15 protein-coding genes are annotated in these 15,395 nt (G+C 70.7%); 3 read left to right on the forward strand and 12 right to left on the reverse strand.

The window, feature by feature from the left end:
* Window positions 1-98: 98 nt before the first annotated feature.
* The 4 genes from ACYUED_RS15240 to ACYUED_RS15255 form a co-directional block, all read right to left on the reverse strand.
* Window positions 99-1,166 carry a zinc-dependent alcohol dehydrogenase gene (locus tag ACYUED_RS15240; RefSeq protein ID WP_491292825.1) on the reverse strand — a complete coding sequence of 356 codons (1,068 nt, stop codon included), beginning with the start codon at window positions 1,164-1,166 and terminating at the stop codon, window positions 99-101.
* Between the two features lie 68 nt (window positions 1,167-1,234).
* Window positions 1,235-2,446: an acyl-CoA dehydrogenase family protein gene (locus ACYUED_RS15245; RefSeq protein WP_491292826.1), complete on the reverse strand. Its 1,212-nt coding sequence runs from the start codon at window positions 2,444-2,446 to the stop codon at window positions 1,235-1,237.
* 180 nt (window positions 2,447-2,626) lie between these two features.
* Window positions 2,627-3,634, reverse strand: coding sequence for a ParB/RepB/Spo0J family partition protein (locus ACYUED_RS15250; protein WP_491292827.1), 1,008 nt, complete (start codon window positions 3,632-3,634; stop codon window positions 2,627-2,629).
* A complete protein-coding gene (locus ACYUED_RS15255) occupies window positions 3,631-4,029 on the reverse strand; it encodes a hypothetical protein (protein WP_491292828.1) in 399 nt (132 codons plus the stop codon). Before ACYUED_RS15255 ends, ACYUED_RS15250 begins: the two co-directional genes overlap by 4 nt.
* A gap of 625 nt (window positions 4,030-4,654) precedes the next feature.
* Between ACYUED_RS15255 and ACYUED_RS15260 the strand changes: the two genes are divergently transcribed.
* Complete coding sequence (locus tag ACYUED_RS15260; protein ID WP_491292829.1) at window positions 4,655-5,731, forward strand: helix-turn-helix domain-containing protein; 1,077 nt, start codon at window positions 4,655-4,657, stop codon at window positions 5,729-5,731.
* Between the two features lie 275 nt (window positions 5,732-6,006).
* Here the strand turns inward: ACYUED_RS15260 and ACYUED_RS15265 are convergent, their stop codons facing one another.
* The 6 genes from ACYUED_RS15265 to ACYUED_RS15290 all read right to left on the reverse strand — a co-directional run bounded on the left by ACYUED_RS15265 (window position 6,007) and on the right by ACYUED_RS15290 (window position 12,302).
* A complete protein-coding gene (locus ACYUED_RS15265) occupies window positions 6,007-7,731 on the reverse strand; it encodes an LCP family protein (RefSeq protein ID WP_491292830.1) in 1,725 nt (574 codons plus the stop codon).
* A 205-nt stretch (window positions 7,732-7,936) separates the two neighbouring features.
* Window positions 7,937-8,185 carry a Sec-independent protein translocase subunit TatA gene (gene tatA, locus ACYUED_RS15270; RefSeq protein ID WP_491292831.1) on the reverse strand — a complete coding sequence of 83 codons (249 nt, stop codon included), beginning with the start codon at window positions 8,183-8,185 and terminating at the stop codon, window positions 7,937-7,939.
* An 85-nt stretch (window positions 8,186-8,270) separates the two neighbouring features.
* Entirely contained in the window at window positions 8,271-10,967 is a 2,697-nt protein-coding gene (gene mgtA / locus ACYUED_RS15275; RefSeq protein ID WP_491292832.1) for a magnesium-translocating P-type ATPase, read from the reverse strand.
* Window positions 10,960-11,322 (reverse strand): ArsR/SmtB family transcription factor, encoded by a 363-nt coding sequence (locus tag ACYUED_RS15280; RefSeq protein ID WP_266514702.1) that lies wholly within the window; start codon window positions 11,320-11,322, stop codon window positions 10,960-10,962. Before ACYUED_RS15280 ends, mgtA begins: the two co-directional genes overlap by 8 nt.
* 48 nt (window positions 11,323-11,370) lie before the next feature.
* On the reverse strand, window positions 11,371-11,667 hold the full coding sequence (locus tag ACYUED_RS15285; RefSeq protein WP_491292833.1) for a hypothetical protein: 297 nt from the start codon (window positions 11,665-11,667) through the stop codon (window positions 11,371-11,373).
* Between the two features lie 122 nt (window positions 11,668-11,789).
* Window positions 11,790-12,302, reverse strand: coding sequence for a PadR family transcriptional regulator (locus ACYUED_RS15290; RefSeq protein WP_491292834.1), 513 nt, complete (start codon window positions 12,300-12,302; stop codon window positions 11,790-11,792).
* 102 nt (window positions 12,303-12,404) lie between these two features.
* Here ACYUED_RS15290 and ACYUED_RS15295 point away from each other — a divergent pair, with 102 nt between their 5' ends.
* Both ACYUED_RS15295 and ACYUED_RS15300 read left to right on the forward strand, forming a co-directional pair.
* Window positions 12,405-12,962, forward strand: coding sequence for a hypothetical protein (locus ACYUED_RS15295; protein ID WP_491292835.1), 558 nt, complete (start codon window positions 12,405-12,407; stop codon window positions 12,960-12,962).
* Window positions 12,963-13,017: 55 nt separating this feature from the next.
* A complete protein-coding gene (locus tag ACYUED_RS15300; RefSeq protein ID WP_491292836.1) occupies window positions 13,018-13,977 on the forward strand; it encodes a D-2-hydroxyacid dehydrogenase family protein in 960 nt (319 codons plus the stop codon).
* Between the two features lie 21 nt (window positions 13,978-13,998).
* Here ACYUED_RS15300 and ACYUED_RS15305 read toward each other — a convergent pair whose 3' ends face one another.
* Both ACYUED_RS15305 and ACYUED_RS15310 read right to left on the reverse strand, forming a co-directional pair.
* Window positions 13,999-14,871 carry a tyrosinase family protein gene (locus ACYUED_RS15305; RefSeq protein ID WP_491292837.1) on the reverse strand — a complete coding sequence of 291 codons (873 nt, stop codon included), beginning with the start codon at window positions 14,869-14,871 and terminating at the stop codon, window positions 13,999-14,001.
* On the reverse strand, window positions 14,855-15,367 hold the full coding sequence (locus ACYUED_RS15310) for a tyrosinase family oxidase copper chaperone (RefSeq protein WP_491292838.1): 513 nt from the start codon (window positions 15,365-15,367) through the stop codon (window positions 14,855-14,857). Before ACYUED_RS15310 ends, ACYUED_RS15305 begins: the two co-directional genes overlap by 17 nt.
* Between the last annotated feature and the right edge of the window lie 28 nt (window positions 15,368-15,395).

Genomic DNA, 15,395 nt, shown 5'->3' on the forward strand with positions numbered 1-15,395 from the left:
GGGCGCAAGCGCCCTGAAGGGGCGCGGGGAACTACGCGACCAGCCACATCGGCGCCGCAGACGATCGACGGCACACCGCGGCACGACCAGCGGAGCGCTCAGGCGGCGCGGAAGTCGACGATCGTCTTGAGATCGGTCGTGCTGCGGTAGTTCTTGAAGATCTCGACGAGGCCGTCGTAGTCGTCGAAGCTGTGCACGGTGGACAGCAGGCGCTTGCCGTCGACGATGCCCGACACCAGCATCTGCATCGCCGCCTGGATCACGTTCGCGGAGTGGTGCATCGGGAACGCGGTGACGTCGAACGGGGAAGCGGTGATGTTGATGCCCTTGGCGAGCATCAGCCAGGTGTCGAACTTCTGCATCTCCTGCGAGGCCCCGTACAGCACGTAGCGGCCCTTGGGCTTCAGCCGGCGCATCGCCACCCGTCGGGGGTCCTTCTCCTCGTCGTCGACCTTGACGGTGGGCAGGGCGTCGAAGACGTAGTCGAAGCTGTTCTCCGCGACCTCGGCGATGAGCTCCTCCGGCAGGTACGCCCGCTCGGAGAAGTGCTCCTCGGCGTGCCGGTTGCGCACCGGGTTCGCGTCCACGGACACCACCTGGTTCGGGGCGAGCAGGCGCTTGATGACGCTGCCGGCGATGATGCCGATCGGGCCGGTGCCCATGATGAGGACCCTGTCGCCGATCTTCGGGGGGTTGGCGAGGATCGAGCGCAGCGCGCCGGTGGTGGGTTCGATGAAGGACGCCTGCAGGTCGTCGAGGGCCTCGGGGACCTTGACGGCGGCGGCCCTCAGGTCGTCGGAGAAGTTCCGGTCGGCCCAGAACACGTCCTCCTTGACCTCCCCGGAGAAGATCGGGCGCAACGTCCGGTACTCGGCGAAGCCGTCGAAGTCGGTCTGGCCCCAGTACACGATCCGGTCGCCTGTCTCTATGTCGGAGCGGGTGAACTCCGGCCCCTTCTCGACGACTTCTCCGAGGTACTCGTGTCCCAGGACAACCGGGTACTCGGAGGGGAAGAGGTGCCCTTCGAAGAAGGAGATGTCCGTCGAGCAGATCGACACGCAGCGGGTGCGGAGCAGCAGGCCGTCGGCCGGGGCCGTGGGGCGCGGCACCTCCGCGATGACGGTCTGGCGCGGGGCGAGGAGCTGGAGAGCCTTCATGGTCGGCATGGTTGTCCTTCCGGGCAGATTGCGGTTACGAGGTGGCCGTTCCCTGAAGAGGAGGGACGGGACGGTGCTCAGCGGCGCATGCTCAGGCCGCCGCCGAGGAGGTACTGGCCCGCCATCTCGACGTTCGTCGGTGACAGGGTGATGTGCTTCGCGGCCGAGTGCGCGTCACGGAAGTAGCGTTCGAGCATGCTGCTCGCGTACAGCGAGGAGGTGCCCGCGACGGTGAACAGGCTGTCGATGGCGGCACAGCACTGCTCCGCCACGGTCGCCGCGGCCAGCCGCACGGTCGCGCTCAGCGAGTCCCCGCCCACCTCGCCGAACTGTTCGGCGTGCCAGGCGGCGTCCGCCAGCAGCAGCCGGGACGCCCGGACCTGCGCCTCTGCCCGGGCGAACCGCTCCTGCACGGTGTGAGCGGCGGCCAGGGTGGTCGTGCCGGCCATCGGCTTCTTGGCCACGGCCAGCCGCTGGAACTCCTGCAGCGCGCCGCGGGCCGCACCCAGGACGGTCGACGACGACCCGAACAGCCCGAAGTCGTAGTAGCTGATCCCGTAGCCGCGCGACGGACGGGCGGGCGGGGCGAGGAACATGTCCCGCTGGGCCACCGTGTACGCGTCGGCTACGAACACGTCGTCGACTTCGTAGTCCTCGCTGCCCGTGCCGCGCAGCCCAAGGGTGCGCCAGTTGTCCAGCATCCGCACGGCCTGCTTGGGGACGAACAGCATCCGGATCTCCGGACCGTGCTCCGTGTGCCGTGGCATGCCGTCGACGGTGATCCGAGCCGCGCACACCAGCCAGGCGGCGTGCGCCGAACCGCTGGCGAAGCCCCAGCGCCCGGAGAGGCGGTAGCCGCCGTCGACCGCCTCGGCCACTCCGGTCGGGTTGACCGAGCCGACCACCAACGCGTCCTGCTCCCGGAACAGTTCACGCGCAGCCGACTCGGGCAGGTAGTCCGACAGCCGGCCGATGGCGGCCTGTACACCCATCTGCCAGGCGACCGCCGGGTCGAGACGGGACAGCGCCTGAAGCGCCTGGGAGCCGGTCTCCAGCGTCACCTGGGAGCCGCCGAGGTGACGGGACACCAGCATCCGGGGGAACCCGGCGTCCCGTAGCGCCTCGAACACCGGCACCGGGGAGAACCGCTGCCGCTCACCTTCCTCGCGCCATTTCTCGATGACGGGGGCGATCCCGTCGACACGGCCGAGCCAGTCCGCGGTCTCCGACGACACGGGTTTGTTGTCGATCAGCGCGAGGCGCTCTTCGTTTCCGTGGTTCTGAGCCATACCCACCTCCTGATGTCGCTGGGAAGGTAGGCGGCGGGAAGGCGTGTTCAAGACCGGAATCCGGCGGGCATGGGGGCCTCTTGACCGATGTATTACGTCGGGAAGAGGAGACGGCCCAGGGCATGCGAAGAGGGGCGGTCGGCGTCTTGAAGACGCCGACCGCCCCCGCGGAGGTGCAGGTCAGCCCGCTCGGTCGAGCACGCTGAGGAACGCCAGCCAGGTGTCGATGTGCTGATGCACCGCGGCGGTCAGGGCCGCCCGGTGGTGCGGCGGAACGGCCGCCAGCAGGGCATCTCCTCCGGCATCCAGGAGAGCGCGGTTGTCGAGCAGGCGCAGCAACTGTCGGCCTGGTTCCGTGAACCGCAGGGACGGGTCACGGGCCAGGACGGCGAGGGGATCCCTGACCGGTGCCGCGGTATGCCGCGGGGTCGGCGCCCGGAGGCGCTTGTTCCGTTCGACGGCGGTCAGCGGCACGGGCTCGGCCCGGACGGCGGCTCGGCGCCCGACAGGGTCCTCGCCCCGCTCCACGCGGGCCCGGACGTCCCGCGCGGTCCCTATGGAGATCCCGGCGGCCTCGGCGATCTGGCGCAGGGAGGCATCCGGGTGCTCACACAGATGGGCAGCGGCACGTTCCCGGCCGGCGGAGGGATCCACGGGGCGGGCCCGGCCGTCCCGCCCCACCCGGGTGTTCAACTGGGGCTCGTTCCCGGTTGAACGCCGTCTGATGGCCGCCACCGTCTTCGTGGACAGGCCCGCGGCCTGCGCGATCGCACGGTTGGACCACTGAGGGTAGGCGGCCACGATGCGCCGGGCAGCCGCCGCTCGCTCCTGTTGGCTCAGCCGCTTGCCGTGGTGGAGATTGGCCTGCACGGCCTGGACGAACGCCTCCTTCTCATCCCCGTCGAAATAACGGACGTCGATGTCGGCACGGCCGGCCAGGGTGGCCGCCGTGAGCCGGTGCATGCCGTCGATGACGCGCATCGTGACTCGGCACACCAGGATCGGCGGCAGCCTCCGCACCTGTATCAGTGACCTGGCGTAGGCGACATCGACCTCCCCGGACCGCGGAGAGTCGGCGGGCACCAGCGCCGCGATCGCCACCGACTGCGACCGCGGGCCGATGGGGCTCTTCTGTGTGCGCGAGGCGAGTACGGGGTCGTTCTCTGTGCGAGAGGCGAGTTCTGTCATGAGTGTCTGCCCGCAAGAACTCTCCCGACGGCGGCCGGGAGCGCCGCGCATCCGTCCGGCCCGGGTACCCGCAGATCGCGGCGGCTCGCAAGGTCCGGTACTGCCTCGTTCTCGAACGTGGGGTCGCTGTACATGGCCGTACGCACCACGTGTTCGGCCGGGCGCCCGGTCAGGGCAACGACGCGCAGCCCGCGAACGGCCGGCGCGGTGAGCGCCGCCAGGGCCCGCGGAAGCGGGCGGGCGGCGGCGGGATCGCCGAGGATCGGAGGGAGGGTGCCGTCGAAGTCGACGGCACCGACGGTCTTTCGGAGGGCGCGCAGGGGGGCCTGAAGGCCCTCCTCCCCTGCCGGGGAGATAGCTGCCGTACGGATCGCGCCAAAGTCGGGCAGCGGCAAGTCGGTCGGCTTCCGAGCAGGAATGAGCGAAGAACTGCTGTTCATGAGCTGTGTCTCCGTGGACATCCACACCGTGGGCAACTGGTACGGGACAGTCGTGGAGCGCCGGTGATCCACGACTGGGCAGAACCGGGATGAGATATCACGCGAGGGGCGGGGCCACTCGTGGCCATGACGTCACATGGGTGCGGAACAACACCCAGGACACCGGGCGACATTGTGTGCCGGCCGATGCGTCAGTCGCCTTGGTTCACTTCCGGCCACGGTCATGCTGCTGCTCATGCTCCGACATCCCCCGTCGTGAAACCGCAGGTAGCTCTCTGCAGTGACTACACAGGCGAGTTCACTGGGCGCCAGGTCCGATCGCCAGAGTCAGTTGTGGCCGACTGGACACCAGTGGCCACCGTCCTCAGCCGACCGCCCCCGCCGGGCCCCGGGCCCTCGGTGCGGCCTCTTCCCGTCTCGTCGGCACACTGCGTGCACGGCACCCTCTCATGCACCGTCCTGACCTGCGTCAAAGCTCCATGACAGCAATGTTCCGCACAAAACCCGGTCGGTTCAAGGGAGTTGTGACGAAGGATGGGCGGAGTGGGCCCGCTCAAGGCCCAAAACGGGGAGGAAGATTGTGGACAACAGGCCACCGGTAGACGCGCCGCCCATTGACATATCCGCCACTCGCGGGGGCGCACCACCCGAGTTGCTGGCCCTGGCCGTCGACACGCTCGCGGAGCTCACGAGTGCCGAGATCGCCGGAAGCTATCGCGTCCTTGCGGAGGCGGGCAGGCCCATGCCGCTGGAGGAGGCCGACGCGCACCTGGGGGCCGGCGGACATGCCGACCCTCTTCTGGCCCTGGGCCTGGCCCACGTGCTGCCCCACGATCCGCCGATTCTGCAGGCCGCGGCGCCGGTCCCGGCCGTGGAGGCCGCACTGGTCCACAAACGGCACGAGCTCGACGCCCAGTACGACATCGTCGCCCGCGCCCAGCGAGAGGTGCTGCGAATCCGCCAACTGGCCGACCGGCAGGCGCAGGACGCCTCCTCGCACAGGCTCGCGCATGTGCTCACCGACTCCGACGACATCACCGCCTTGTCCAACACGATCGGTACGGCGGCCGTCCACGAGCATCTGACGCTGGAGACCTTCCAGTACGACCTTCCCCTGAAGGCGAGTTCGGCGCAGCCTCCCACGGCCGCGTCGATCGCACGGGGCGTACGGCACCGGAGCATCTACGAAACGGCGTTTCTGAGCGATCCCGTGGGCGCCGAGATCGTCGAACGCTGTGCCGCTGTCGGCGAGGTGATACGGCTCCTGCCGCAGCTGCCGATGAAGTTGAAGATCACGGACGGCTCGCAGGCGCTGTTGGCTCTCACACCGACCGGTTCCAGCGTGGCGCTCCATCTCACATCGCCCGTCGCCGTGGAGGCGTTGCGCCACTATTTCGAACTCCTGTGGCGCGAGGCGCGTCCGCTGACCGGCGCTCCCCCGCCCAGTGACAGTGACCGTGAGCGGCAGCGACACGAGATCGTCGCGCTGATGCGGCAGGGATTCAAGGACGAAGCCATCGCCCGGAGGCTGGGGCTCACCCCGCGCACCGTGCGCCGACGCATCAGCGAGTTCATGGACGAGCTCTCGGCCGAAACCCGTTTCGCCGCAGGGTCAGAGGCGCAGCGCCGCGGCTGGTTCGACGGCTCGGCCGAGTAGCTGCAACGTGACGGGGACCGAATGCCCGAGGGCATGACTTCCTTCGCAGGCGGCGTGGGCCCGGGAAGTCGGCGTACCTGTACGGCGTTTGGGGTGTGGTCCTGCCCGCCCCGTGGCCACCGCGGCCCACGAGTGGCGAAGCCATCGCCAGGGTGCCGAATACTCGGTCGGCGGCTGCCGGCTGCCACGGCGAACGCCGCGGCAGCCGGCAGGTCCGCTCGACACCATGGGCGGATCGAGTACGACAAGGCCGAGGCCGGGCCGGCTCTACGGCTCTACGGCGCCGAGTCCCTCTTCCCCGCTGCCGCCGCGTACGCCTGAGTCGGTGTCATCGCCACCCCGTTGATCTGGACCGTCTTGAAGGGGCTGACCTTCGCGCAGCTCTTGGCCTTGTCGGCGGTCTGGGCGTGGGCGTCGGCGACGGCGGCGTGGGTGTCGGCGGGGGCGACGGCGGAGCCGTACGACGTGCCGCTCGGCCAGTCGCTGCCGATGACGAGGACGACCCCGCTCGCGCTCCCCCGGGTGAGGTGCGAGGCGGGCAGTCCGAGGGCGGAGGCCGCCGTCCGGGCCTCGGCCTGCTGCCCGGGGCCGTAGGTGATCGTCGTCCTCGACGACTGCTCGGAGGCGTTGCCCGAGGTGGTGCCCGAGCCGAAGCCCTTGGTGAGGAGGGCGTCGGCGATCACCGAGGCGCGTCCGCCGGTGGTGGTGCCGTTCTCGACCTGTACGGCCACCTCGGAGGCCGGCACGGTCGCCGACACAGACGCGGACGGGGAGGCCTTCTTGGCGCCGCTCGCGCTCGCCTTCTTGCCGCTGCCCGACGTCAGCGACTGGTCGTCGGCGATGGTCGCGAACAGTGCCTTCGCGGCGGCCGCGGGCACGACACGCTCCTTGTTGGCCGGGTCGGCCCCGGTCTGCATCGTGGTGAACGTCATCCGCTGCGAGGGCACCTTGTTCAGGTCCGTCGCCAGATCGACGAGTTTGCCGACGCTGCCCAGACCGGTGTCCACGGTCAGCGCGTTGGTGGCCGCGTCGGCCAGCGAGTAGACCTTGGCCGGGTTCGCCAGCGTGCCCGCGCTCTTGAACTTGCGGATCATGGCGCTGAGGAAGAGATGCTGGGAGACCGTACGGCCCAGGTCGCTGCCGTCCCCGAAGCCGTGCCGGGAGCGGACGAATTCGAGCGCCGCCTCGCCCTTGAGGGTGTGCGTGCCCTTGGCGAGCTTCAGATGCGAGTAGGTGTCGTAGACGTTGTCGCTGACGCACACCGACACACCGCCCACCGCGTCGGACATCTTCACCACGCCGGAGAAGTCGAGCATCACGAAGTGGTCGATGGGGATGCCGGTGAGCCGGTGAACGGTCTTGACCTGGCAGGCCGCGCCGTACTGGAGGGCGCTGTTGATCTGCCCGTAGTAGCCGCCCGTCGACTGGCCGCTGCCCGGGTCCTTGCAGGCCGGGACGTTGGTCATGGTGTCGCGCGGCACGCTCATCACAGTGGCGTTGGAGCGGTCGGCCGAGACGTGGACCACCATCTCCACGTCCGCGTTGTGCCCGGCGGTCGCACTCGCGGAGCCGCAGCCGCCGCCCAGTTTGCAGTCAGCCACGTTGTTCCTGCCGTCCGAGCCGATCACCAGGAGGTTGATCGGGGTCCGGCCGAAGGCGTCCGCCTTCTCCTTGCCGTCGGCGCCGTCGTCGATGGCGACGCTCTTGATGTTGCCGTTCAGGTGCTCGTACAGCCAGGCGCCGGCTCCGGCGGTGACCAGGATCAGCACCGACACCGTGAACAGGGCTGTGCGGGCTATTCGTTTGCGCCGGGTGACGAGCTTGGCCCGGCGGCCCGACCCGCGTCCCTTGGAGCGTGCCGCCTGCCGGGCGGCCGCCCGGCCGCCGTGCGACGGTCCAGGCGCTCCTTCGTAGGTCTCGCGCTGGCGGGGAACGCTCGTCGAGCGATCACGTGTGACGGAATGGCCGCGGGTTCTGCCCTCGCCCCAGGGATCGCTCAACTCCCACTCCCTACGCTGTGGCCGACGCCAACCGACGGCGCGACGGCGCACCCCTCGGGTTGGTTGATTGCGCAATATAGCAAGTGTTACTGGGCGCGCGGCTGCTGGGCCGCGCCCCACCCCCGGACGCCCGGCGGCATGTCACCGCCCTCGCCAAGGACTCCCGGCGACGCGTGGCGGACAGAACTCCGCGCCCGCCCCGGCCTCAGATCTCGGTCCGCGTCTGCGTCTGCGTCTGCCCGGTCGGCTGAGTCGCCTGCGCCGACCGCGTCTGCTGCGCCGGCCCCTGCGTGCCGCCACCCTCGTCCTTCATCGCCTTCGTCTCGCTCTTGAGGATGCGCATCGACTTGCCCAGCGCACGCGCCGTGTCCGGGAGCTTCTTCGATCCGAACAGCACGATGATGACGATCGCCACGATCAGCAGATGCCAGGGTTCCAGCCCGTTGCGGAGCATCCCGCCCACCCCTTCTTGTTCGCATGACGGCCTGATGCGCGGGGAGCGCGGGACACCGTCCTGATGGTTGCCACCTTGATGGTTGCTACATTGCGCAACTGTATAACCGAGAGCACCTTCTGACTGCAAGCAGTCCGATCGTGTACATGACGAGCACGGCGCCCAGCAGCAGGTAGTACAGGGGCGGCAACGGCGTGAAGCCGAGCAGCGAGCCGAACGGGGAGACCGGCAGCAGCAGTCCCACGGCGGCCAGCGCGGCCGCCGCCCAGCCGATCGGCCCCGGCCCGCGCCCGCGCCCGGCCCCAGCGCTCCCGGCGCGCAGCAACAGCATCACCAGGCCCTGGGTGAGCAGGTTCTCGGTGAACCAGCCGGAGTGGAACACGGCCGCGTCGTCCAGACCGTCGGAACCGTGCAGGGCGAGCGCCAGCACGCCGAAGGTGGCGAGGTCGGCGACCGCGTTGAGGACGCCGAAGCCGGTGATGAAGCGCAGCATGTCGCGCGGGCGGAGGACGATCGGGCGGCGCAGCACGGACGGATGCGGCCGGTCATGGGCGAAGGCGAGCTGGGCGGCGTCGAAGCACAGGTTCTGCACCAGCACCTGGGCCGGGAGCATCGGCAGGAAGGGCAGCAGCAGGCCCGCCGCGAGCATCGCGATGACGTTGCCGAGGTTCGAGGAGAGGCTGACGCGCAGATACGTGGCGATGTTGCCGCCCGAGTACCGTCCGGCCGCGATGCTGTGGTCGATCGCGGTGAGGTCCTTCTCGGCAAGGACCACGTCCGCGCTCTCCCGGGCGACGGCGACGGCGTCCCGGGGTGCGATACCGACGTCGACGGCGCGCAGGGCGGCCAGGTCGTTGACCCCGTCGCCCAGGTAGCCGACGGTGTGCCCGCTCGTGCGCAGGGCGGTGGCGATGCGGGCCTTGTGCTCGGGGGCGCAGCGGGCGAAGACGACGGTGCGGGCGGCGGCCTCGGCGAGTTCGGGATCGGTGAGGCCGTCGATGCGGTCTGCGACGAGGACGGCGTCCGCGGGCACGGGGACGCCCAGGTCGCGGCAGGCGCGCACGGCGGTGCCCGGGTGGTCGCCGGTGAGGATCCGGACGGTGACGCCCCGCTCGGCGAGCGCCCTCAGCGCTTCGGCGGCGGTGGGGGCGAGGGCGTCCTTGAAGGTGACGAAACCCCTGAAGTCCAGGCCGCGTTCGTCGGCGGGCGTGTAGTCGCGGGTACGCGCGGGACGCTCGGCGGTGGCGACGGCCAGCACCCGCAGCCCCTCGTCCGCCTGCCGTGCCGCGAGCGCGAGCAGCTCCGCGCGCTCCTGGTCCGCCAGGACGCAGCGTTCGAGTACGGCCTCGGCGGCTCCCTTGACGACCAGGGTGTGCGTGCCGAGCCGGCCCGGCGTGCGCACGACGGCGGTCACGAGACGCCGCAGCGGATCGAACGGAAGGGCCGCCACCCCGTCGTAGGCCATGACGTCGTCCTCGTCGGCCGCGTCCAGGACCGCGTCGTCGAGGGCGTCCGGGGCGGGCAGGTCGGCGAGCTGGAGGGTCCACCAGGCGTTGACCGCGGCCCAGTGCAGCACCTCGGGATCGTCGTGCCCGCCCGGGGCGAGGGCGCGGTCGAGGACCGGCCGGTCCTGGGTGAGGGTGCCGGTCTTGTCGAGGCACAGGACGTCCACGGCGCCGAGGTCGTGCAGCGAGGGCAGCCGTTTGACGATCACCCCGTGGCCGCGGGCCAGCAGCGAGGCGCCGCGCGCGAGGCACATGGTGACGATGACCGGCAGCATCTCCGGCGTCAGCCCGACCGCCACCGCCACGGCGAACGGCAGCGTCTCCAGACCCCGGTCGCGCAGGGCGGCGCCCGCCATGAGGACCAGCGGCGGGGTCAGCAGCATGAACCGGATGAGGATCCAGGAGATGCCGTGCACGGACCGGTCGAAGGCGCTGGCCTCGGGCCGGGCGCTCTCCCCCGGGCCGTGCGCCGCCGCGAACCGCGTCCGCGCGCCGGTCGCCACGACGACCGCGGTGGCGCTGCCGGACGCGACGCTGCTGCCCTGGAAGCACAGCTGGGACCGGTCGAAGTCGCCGCCTACCGCCTCCGCCCCGTCAGCGGCGTCCTTGGCCACGGGCGCCGACTCGCCCGTGAGCACCGCCTGATGCACGGTCAGCCCCTGCGCCCGCAGCAGCCGTACGTCCGCCGCGACGAGATCGCCCGGCCCGAGCCGGATCACATCGCCCGGCACCAGCTCCTCCACCGGGATCTCCCGGACGTCCGGGGGCAGGTCCTCCTCGGTGCGGCGCAGGACGGTGGCCGTGCTGGCGACCAGGCCGCGCAGAGCGGCCATGGACCGGTTCGCCCGGTGCTCCCCGGACGCGCGCAGCACGCAGCTCACCACGACCAGCAGGAGGATCACGCAGGCGGTGCCCCAGGAGGCGACGGCCGCCGACACCAGCCCGAGGCAGAGCAGTACGGCGGTGAAGGGGTCGCGCAGGCTGCTCAGCAACGCCGCCGGCCAGGAGGGATCCCGCCGGCTCGGCAGCGTGTTCGCCCCGAACCGCGCCTGCCGCTCCTCCGCCTCCGCCTCCGTCAGACCGCGAGGACCGCTGTCCAGGTGCCGCAGCGCCTGCAGCACGGTCAGCGCAGCGAGACCCGATCCGGGCACGGGCACCGCATCGGCCTGCGAACCATCTCCGAACTCCGAACCCGCGCCGGGCTCCGGACCGGCGCCGGGGAGCCGTCCGGTGGTTGGCCCGGGGTCCGGTGCCGACGCCGCGGCGCTGTCAGCCACCGGCCCCGCGCAGGCTGCGCACGGATACGGACGTCCCCTCGGCGCGCGCGGCGAGCTGACCCACCATCACCCGGACCACGGTGACGACATCGGGGTCGTCGACGAAGTAGATCTGGCGCCGCCCCTCCCGGCGGGACCGCACGAGCCCCGCGAGCTTCAGCTTCGCCAGATGCTGGCTGACCGCGGGCAGCGCCCCGCCGACCCGGTCCGCGAGGTGGGTGACGTCGCTCTCGCCCTGGGCCAGCGCCCACACGAGGTGCAGCCGGGCCGAGGACGCCAGCAGTCCGAACGAGGCGGCCGCCTCCGCGAGCACCTCGGCGGACGGATCCTCGAAGCCACCGATGTCTGCCGCCACTGTCCTTCTCCTGTCCCGCCCTGGTCCGCGCGCCGCACTCGCGCCGCCTCAGTCTAGGTGCCCACCCGCGGCCGACTCCTCGTCCGGACCGGGCCGGTCGCGGGCCGCCAGGAGAAACCATCCGAGGTCCCCGACGGCCGCCCCGGCGGCCGCGGCCCCCGCGATCAGCCCCGCCGTGATCAGCCCCTGTCCGATGTAGGGCCGTCCGGCGTAGGCGCTCAGGCCGAAACCGAGGACCAGGAACAGGGCCGCGGCGACGGCCGGCACGCCCGTGAGGAGAAGCGCCCGCGCGCACACGAACCCGCCGCCCCGGCGTGCACCTGCGGCCTGCTGAGGATCCGGCACGTGTCTCCCCCGATGGATGAAGCCGTCTGTGGATGAAGCCGTATGGGGTGGCGAGTGTAATGGTTCTCGACTTGCGCAATCTTTAAAGGCTCGATGATCCGCCCCCATCCGCCCTCAGCGGCTCACTTGATCTGCTCGGCCGCCCACTCCGCCCACTCCCGCCGCATGGCGTTGAACCGCAGCCCGTACTCCAACGCGATCCTTCCGTAGACCGACAGAGCGCCGTCGTCCCAGTCGATGGACTCCGACAGCCGGCTCAGGCTCTCGACCCCCTGCTCGGACATCTCCATCAGCTCGGCCAGATAACCCCGCGCCTGCTCGGGCGTCAGCACGCCGAGGAAGAAGACCCGCAGCAGGATGTCGCTACGGGTGTTCCGCTGAGGCTTGGTCTCGGTCAGCCAGTGCCGCAGTTCGGCCAGCCCCTCGCCGGTGATGGCGTACTCCTTGCGGCCCCGTGGCCCCTCCGCGGCGACCGCGATGTGGCCGGAGTCCGCGAGCTTGGTCAGCTCGGTGTAGATCTGGCTCTGCGTCGCGGGCCAGACCGTGGCCAGTGACGTCTCGAAGAGTTTCAGCAGGTCGTACCCGCTGGCGGTGCGTTCGGAGAGAAGCCCGAGCAGGGCGTGTCGAAGGCTCATGACTCCCAGCGTACCTTCCACTATTGACATGTCACAGAGTGACCTTCTACTGTTGACATGTCAGAAGAGGAACTTAGAGAGTTCGAAGACCCGGGGGTCCCCATGTCGTACCTGCGCACCTTCCTGCCGTGGATCGTCTTCGCCGTCATCCCCTCGGGTGACTGGCAGTGGGGAGCCCTGGCAGCCCTGGTGGTGGCGGTGGCGGTCATCATCGAGCAGAAGCGGTCCGGCGCCGGGTTTGACGCACTCATCATCGAGACGGGCTCGGCGGCTTTCTTCGCCGCGCTGGCGGCCATCGCCTTCGCCGACCCGCACTCCGGCATCCACGACTACTCCGCGGCGCTGTCCTCCGGAGTCCTCGCGGTCATCGCCGGCGCCTCCCTGGCCGTCGGGCGGCCGTTCACGCTGGGCATCGCCAAGCGCACCACACCCCGTGAACTGTGGGAGCTCAAGCCGTTCATCCGCGTCAACGTCGTCATCACCGCCGTATGGACGGCCGCCTTCACCCTCACCGCCCTCGCGCTCACCTACGAAGCGCACACCGGACACGGCCACTCCACCCCTGCCACCCTCATCCAGATCGCCGGTTTCGTGGTCCCGATGGTCTTCACGGTCCGCTACGTCGCCCACATGCAGGCCAAGGCAAGCCAGATCGCCTGATCGGTACGGTGACCACGAGCGACCTGACCGGACACACCGAAGAAAGGGGCCCGCCGTGCGGCTGCGCTGCGCTGTGCTCGACGACTTCCAGCAGGTGGCGACGGAGCTCGCCGACTGGTCACCCGTGGCCGACCGGGTGGAGACCGTCACCTTCTCCGAACACTTCGGCAGCGAGGACGAACTCGCCGCGGCCCTCTCCGGCTTCGACATCGTCGTCACCCTGCGCGAGCGCGTGCCCTTCCCGGGCTCCCTGCTCGCCCGCCTCCCCCGGCTGAAGCTGCTCGTCGCCTCCGGTATGCGCAACAGCGTCATCGACTACGCCGCCGCCGAGGCCCACGGCGTCACCGTGTGCGGTACGGCGAGCACCTCGACGCCGCCCGTCGAACTGACCTGGGCCCTGCTGCTCGGACTGGCCCGCGGCATCGTCGAGGAGAGCAACTCCCTGCGTTCCGGCGGCCCTTGGCAGCAGACGGTCGGCGCCGACCTGCACGGCCGCCGCCTCGGGCTGCTCGGCCTCGGCAAGATCGGCAGCCGGGTGGCACACGTGGGCCTCGCGTTCGGCCTGCACGTCAGCGCCTGGAGCCAGAACCTCACCAAGGAGTACGCGGACGAGGTGGGCGTCGAACTCGCCGCCTCCAAGGAGGAGTTGCTGTCCACCAGCGACTTCGTCTCCGTCCACCTGGCCCTCGGCGACCGCACCCGCGGACTGCTCGGCCCCGCCGAACTCGCCCTGCTCAAGCCCACCGCGTACCTGGTCAACACCTCCCGCGCCGCGATCGTCGACCAGGACGCCCTGCTCGCCGCGCTGCACGAGGGCCGCATCGCCGGCGCCGGCGTCGACGTCTTCGACATCGAGCCCCTCCCTGCCGACCACCCGATGCGCACGGCTCCCCGCCTGCTCGCCACACCCCACCTCGGCTATGTGTCCCGGTCGAACTTCGAGACGTACTACCGGGAGGCGGTGGAGGACATCCGGGCGTTCCTGGACGGGACGCCCGTGCGGCGGCTGGGCTGAGGAGCCGTTGCGTGAAGCCGGTCAGGCGTACCGGTAGATCCCGCTCACGTCGTCCATCTGCTCCGGCGTCACACCCCACGGCGGCATGGGCTCGTGCCGGGCGATGATCCGCCCGCGCTGCTCGTTGCCGGGGCCGGGCGGGCCCGCCGGCAGATAGCGGGCTCCCTTCTTCTTGTGCCGGCGCTGCCATCGGGTCCACTGCAGGTCGACGAAGGCGTGGTGCAGCCAGAAGACGGGGTCGTTGACGGAGGCGCCGCCGAGCATGGCGCCGCCGACCCAGCGGTGGACGCGGTTGTGATTGCGCCAGGCGACCTTGTCCTTCCCGGTCCCCCACCCCTCCAGTCTGTTGCGGAACCCCTTGGCGCAGGTGGAGTCCCAGGGCGAGGTGTCGTAGACCGGATCGGCGAGCGCCGACTCCAGCTCCTTCTTCGTCGGCAGGGACATGGGGTTCGAGGCGCGTCCGAGGTCACGGGTGAGGAACTCGCCGTCGGTGATGCCCTGCCTGATGGGCCAGTAGCCCTGCGCGTGGGCGAACGGCCCGGTGACGACCTGGCGGTCCGAGCTGCGCCCGTTGCCGCCGAGAAGGTCGTCGGTCCAGGGCACGGCCGTCGTCGAACGGTCCCGCGTCCAGTCCCAGTACGGCACCGTCACCGACGGGTCGACCCGTTGCAGCGCCCACTCCAGGTCCAGCAGGAAGCGGCGGTGCCAGGGCAGGAAGGAGGGTCCCATGTGGGCCGCCCGCAGACCGGTCTCGCCGTCGGAGGTGTAGTACGCGATGTGCAGCCGCACGAACTCGTCGTACACACCACGCCATTTGATCTCGAGCAGCGCGTTGACGAACCGCCGCCGCTCGTCGCGCGTCAGCTTGCTGACGTCCTTACGCACGTACACCATGCTGCTCCCCCATGTGCGCGTATCCCTCGCCGAGCGGGCCGGGTGCCAGGTCGCGCAGCCGCTGACCGGGGCCGAGTTCGTCGACCGCCGCCCGGGTCGCCGCCAGCGAGGTCCGGTACGAGCTGTAGTGGTCGACCATGGTCAGCCAGGTTCCGTCGGCGCGGCGCATCAGATGCAGCGGGTGGCCGTCCACGGTGACCTGCCAGGCACAGCCGTCATCGCTGCAGCCGTCGGCGCGGAGCAGGGTGCCCCGGATGCGGCGCCCGCGGTAGATCTCGTCGAAGGCCGGCTCCCTGGTGTCCGCAGGGCTCACGGCGCCGTCCCCGCCCCGCGGCGGGCGCGATGCCCCGACCAGGGGGGTCAGCGCCAGACCCACGGCGGAGGCGAGCAGCCCGCGCCTTATCACCCGCCAGGTCCGCCGCTCGGACCCGCTTCCCGCCCGGCCCTCGGCATTCGGCTCCGCGACCGTCGGCGCCCCGTCAGCACTGATCACCATGCTTCACTCCCTGGGGACAGACTCGTAT

It is taken from the genome of Streptomyces sp. DF42 (genome assembly GCF_058267695.1).

Bases quoted from the DNA above. Each gene is read 5' to 3' on its own strand.
- ACYUED_RS15240 (WP_491292825.1), bottom strand. From the start codon at position 1,166: ATGCCGACCATGAAGGCTCTCCAGCTCCTCGCCCCGCGCCAGACCGTC.
- ACYUED_RS15305 (WP_491292837.1), bottom strand. From the start codon at position 14,871: ATGGTGTACGTGCGTAAGGACGTCAGCAAGCTGACGCGCGACGAGCGG.
- ACYUED_RS15310 (WP_491292838.1), bottom strand. From the start codon at position 15,367: ATGGTGATCAGTGCTGACGGGGCGCCGACGGTCGCGGAGCCGAATGCC.
- ACYUED_RS15290 (WP_491292834.1), bottom strand. From the start codon at position 12,302: ATGAGCCTTCGACACGCCCTGCTCGGGCTTCTCTCCGAACGCACCGCC.
- tatA (WP_491292831.1), bottom strand. From the start codon at position 8,185: ATGCTCCGCAACGGGCTGGAACCCTGGCATCTGCTGATCGTGGCGATC.
- ACYUED_RS15295 (WP_491292835.1), top strand. From the start codon at position 12,405: ATGTCGTACCTGCGCACCTTCCTGCCGTGGATCGTCTTCGCCGTCATC.
- ACYUED_RS15250 (WP_491292827.1), bottom strand. From the start codon at position 3,634: ATGACAGAACTCGCCTCTCGCACAGAGAACGACCCCGTACTCGCCTCG.
- ACYUED_RS15245 (WP_491292826.1), bottom strand. From the start codon at position 2,446: ATGGCTCAGAACCACGGAAACGAAGAGCGCCTCGCGCTGATCGACAAC.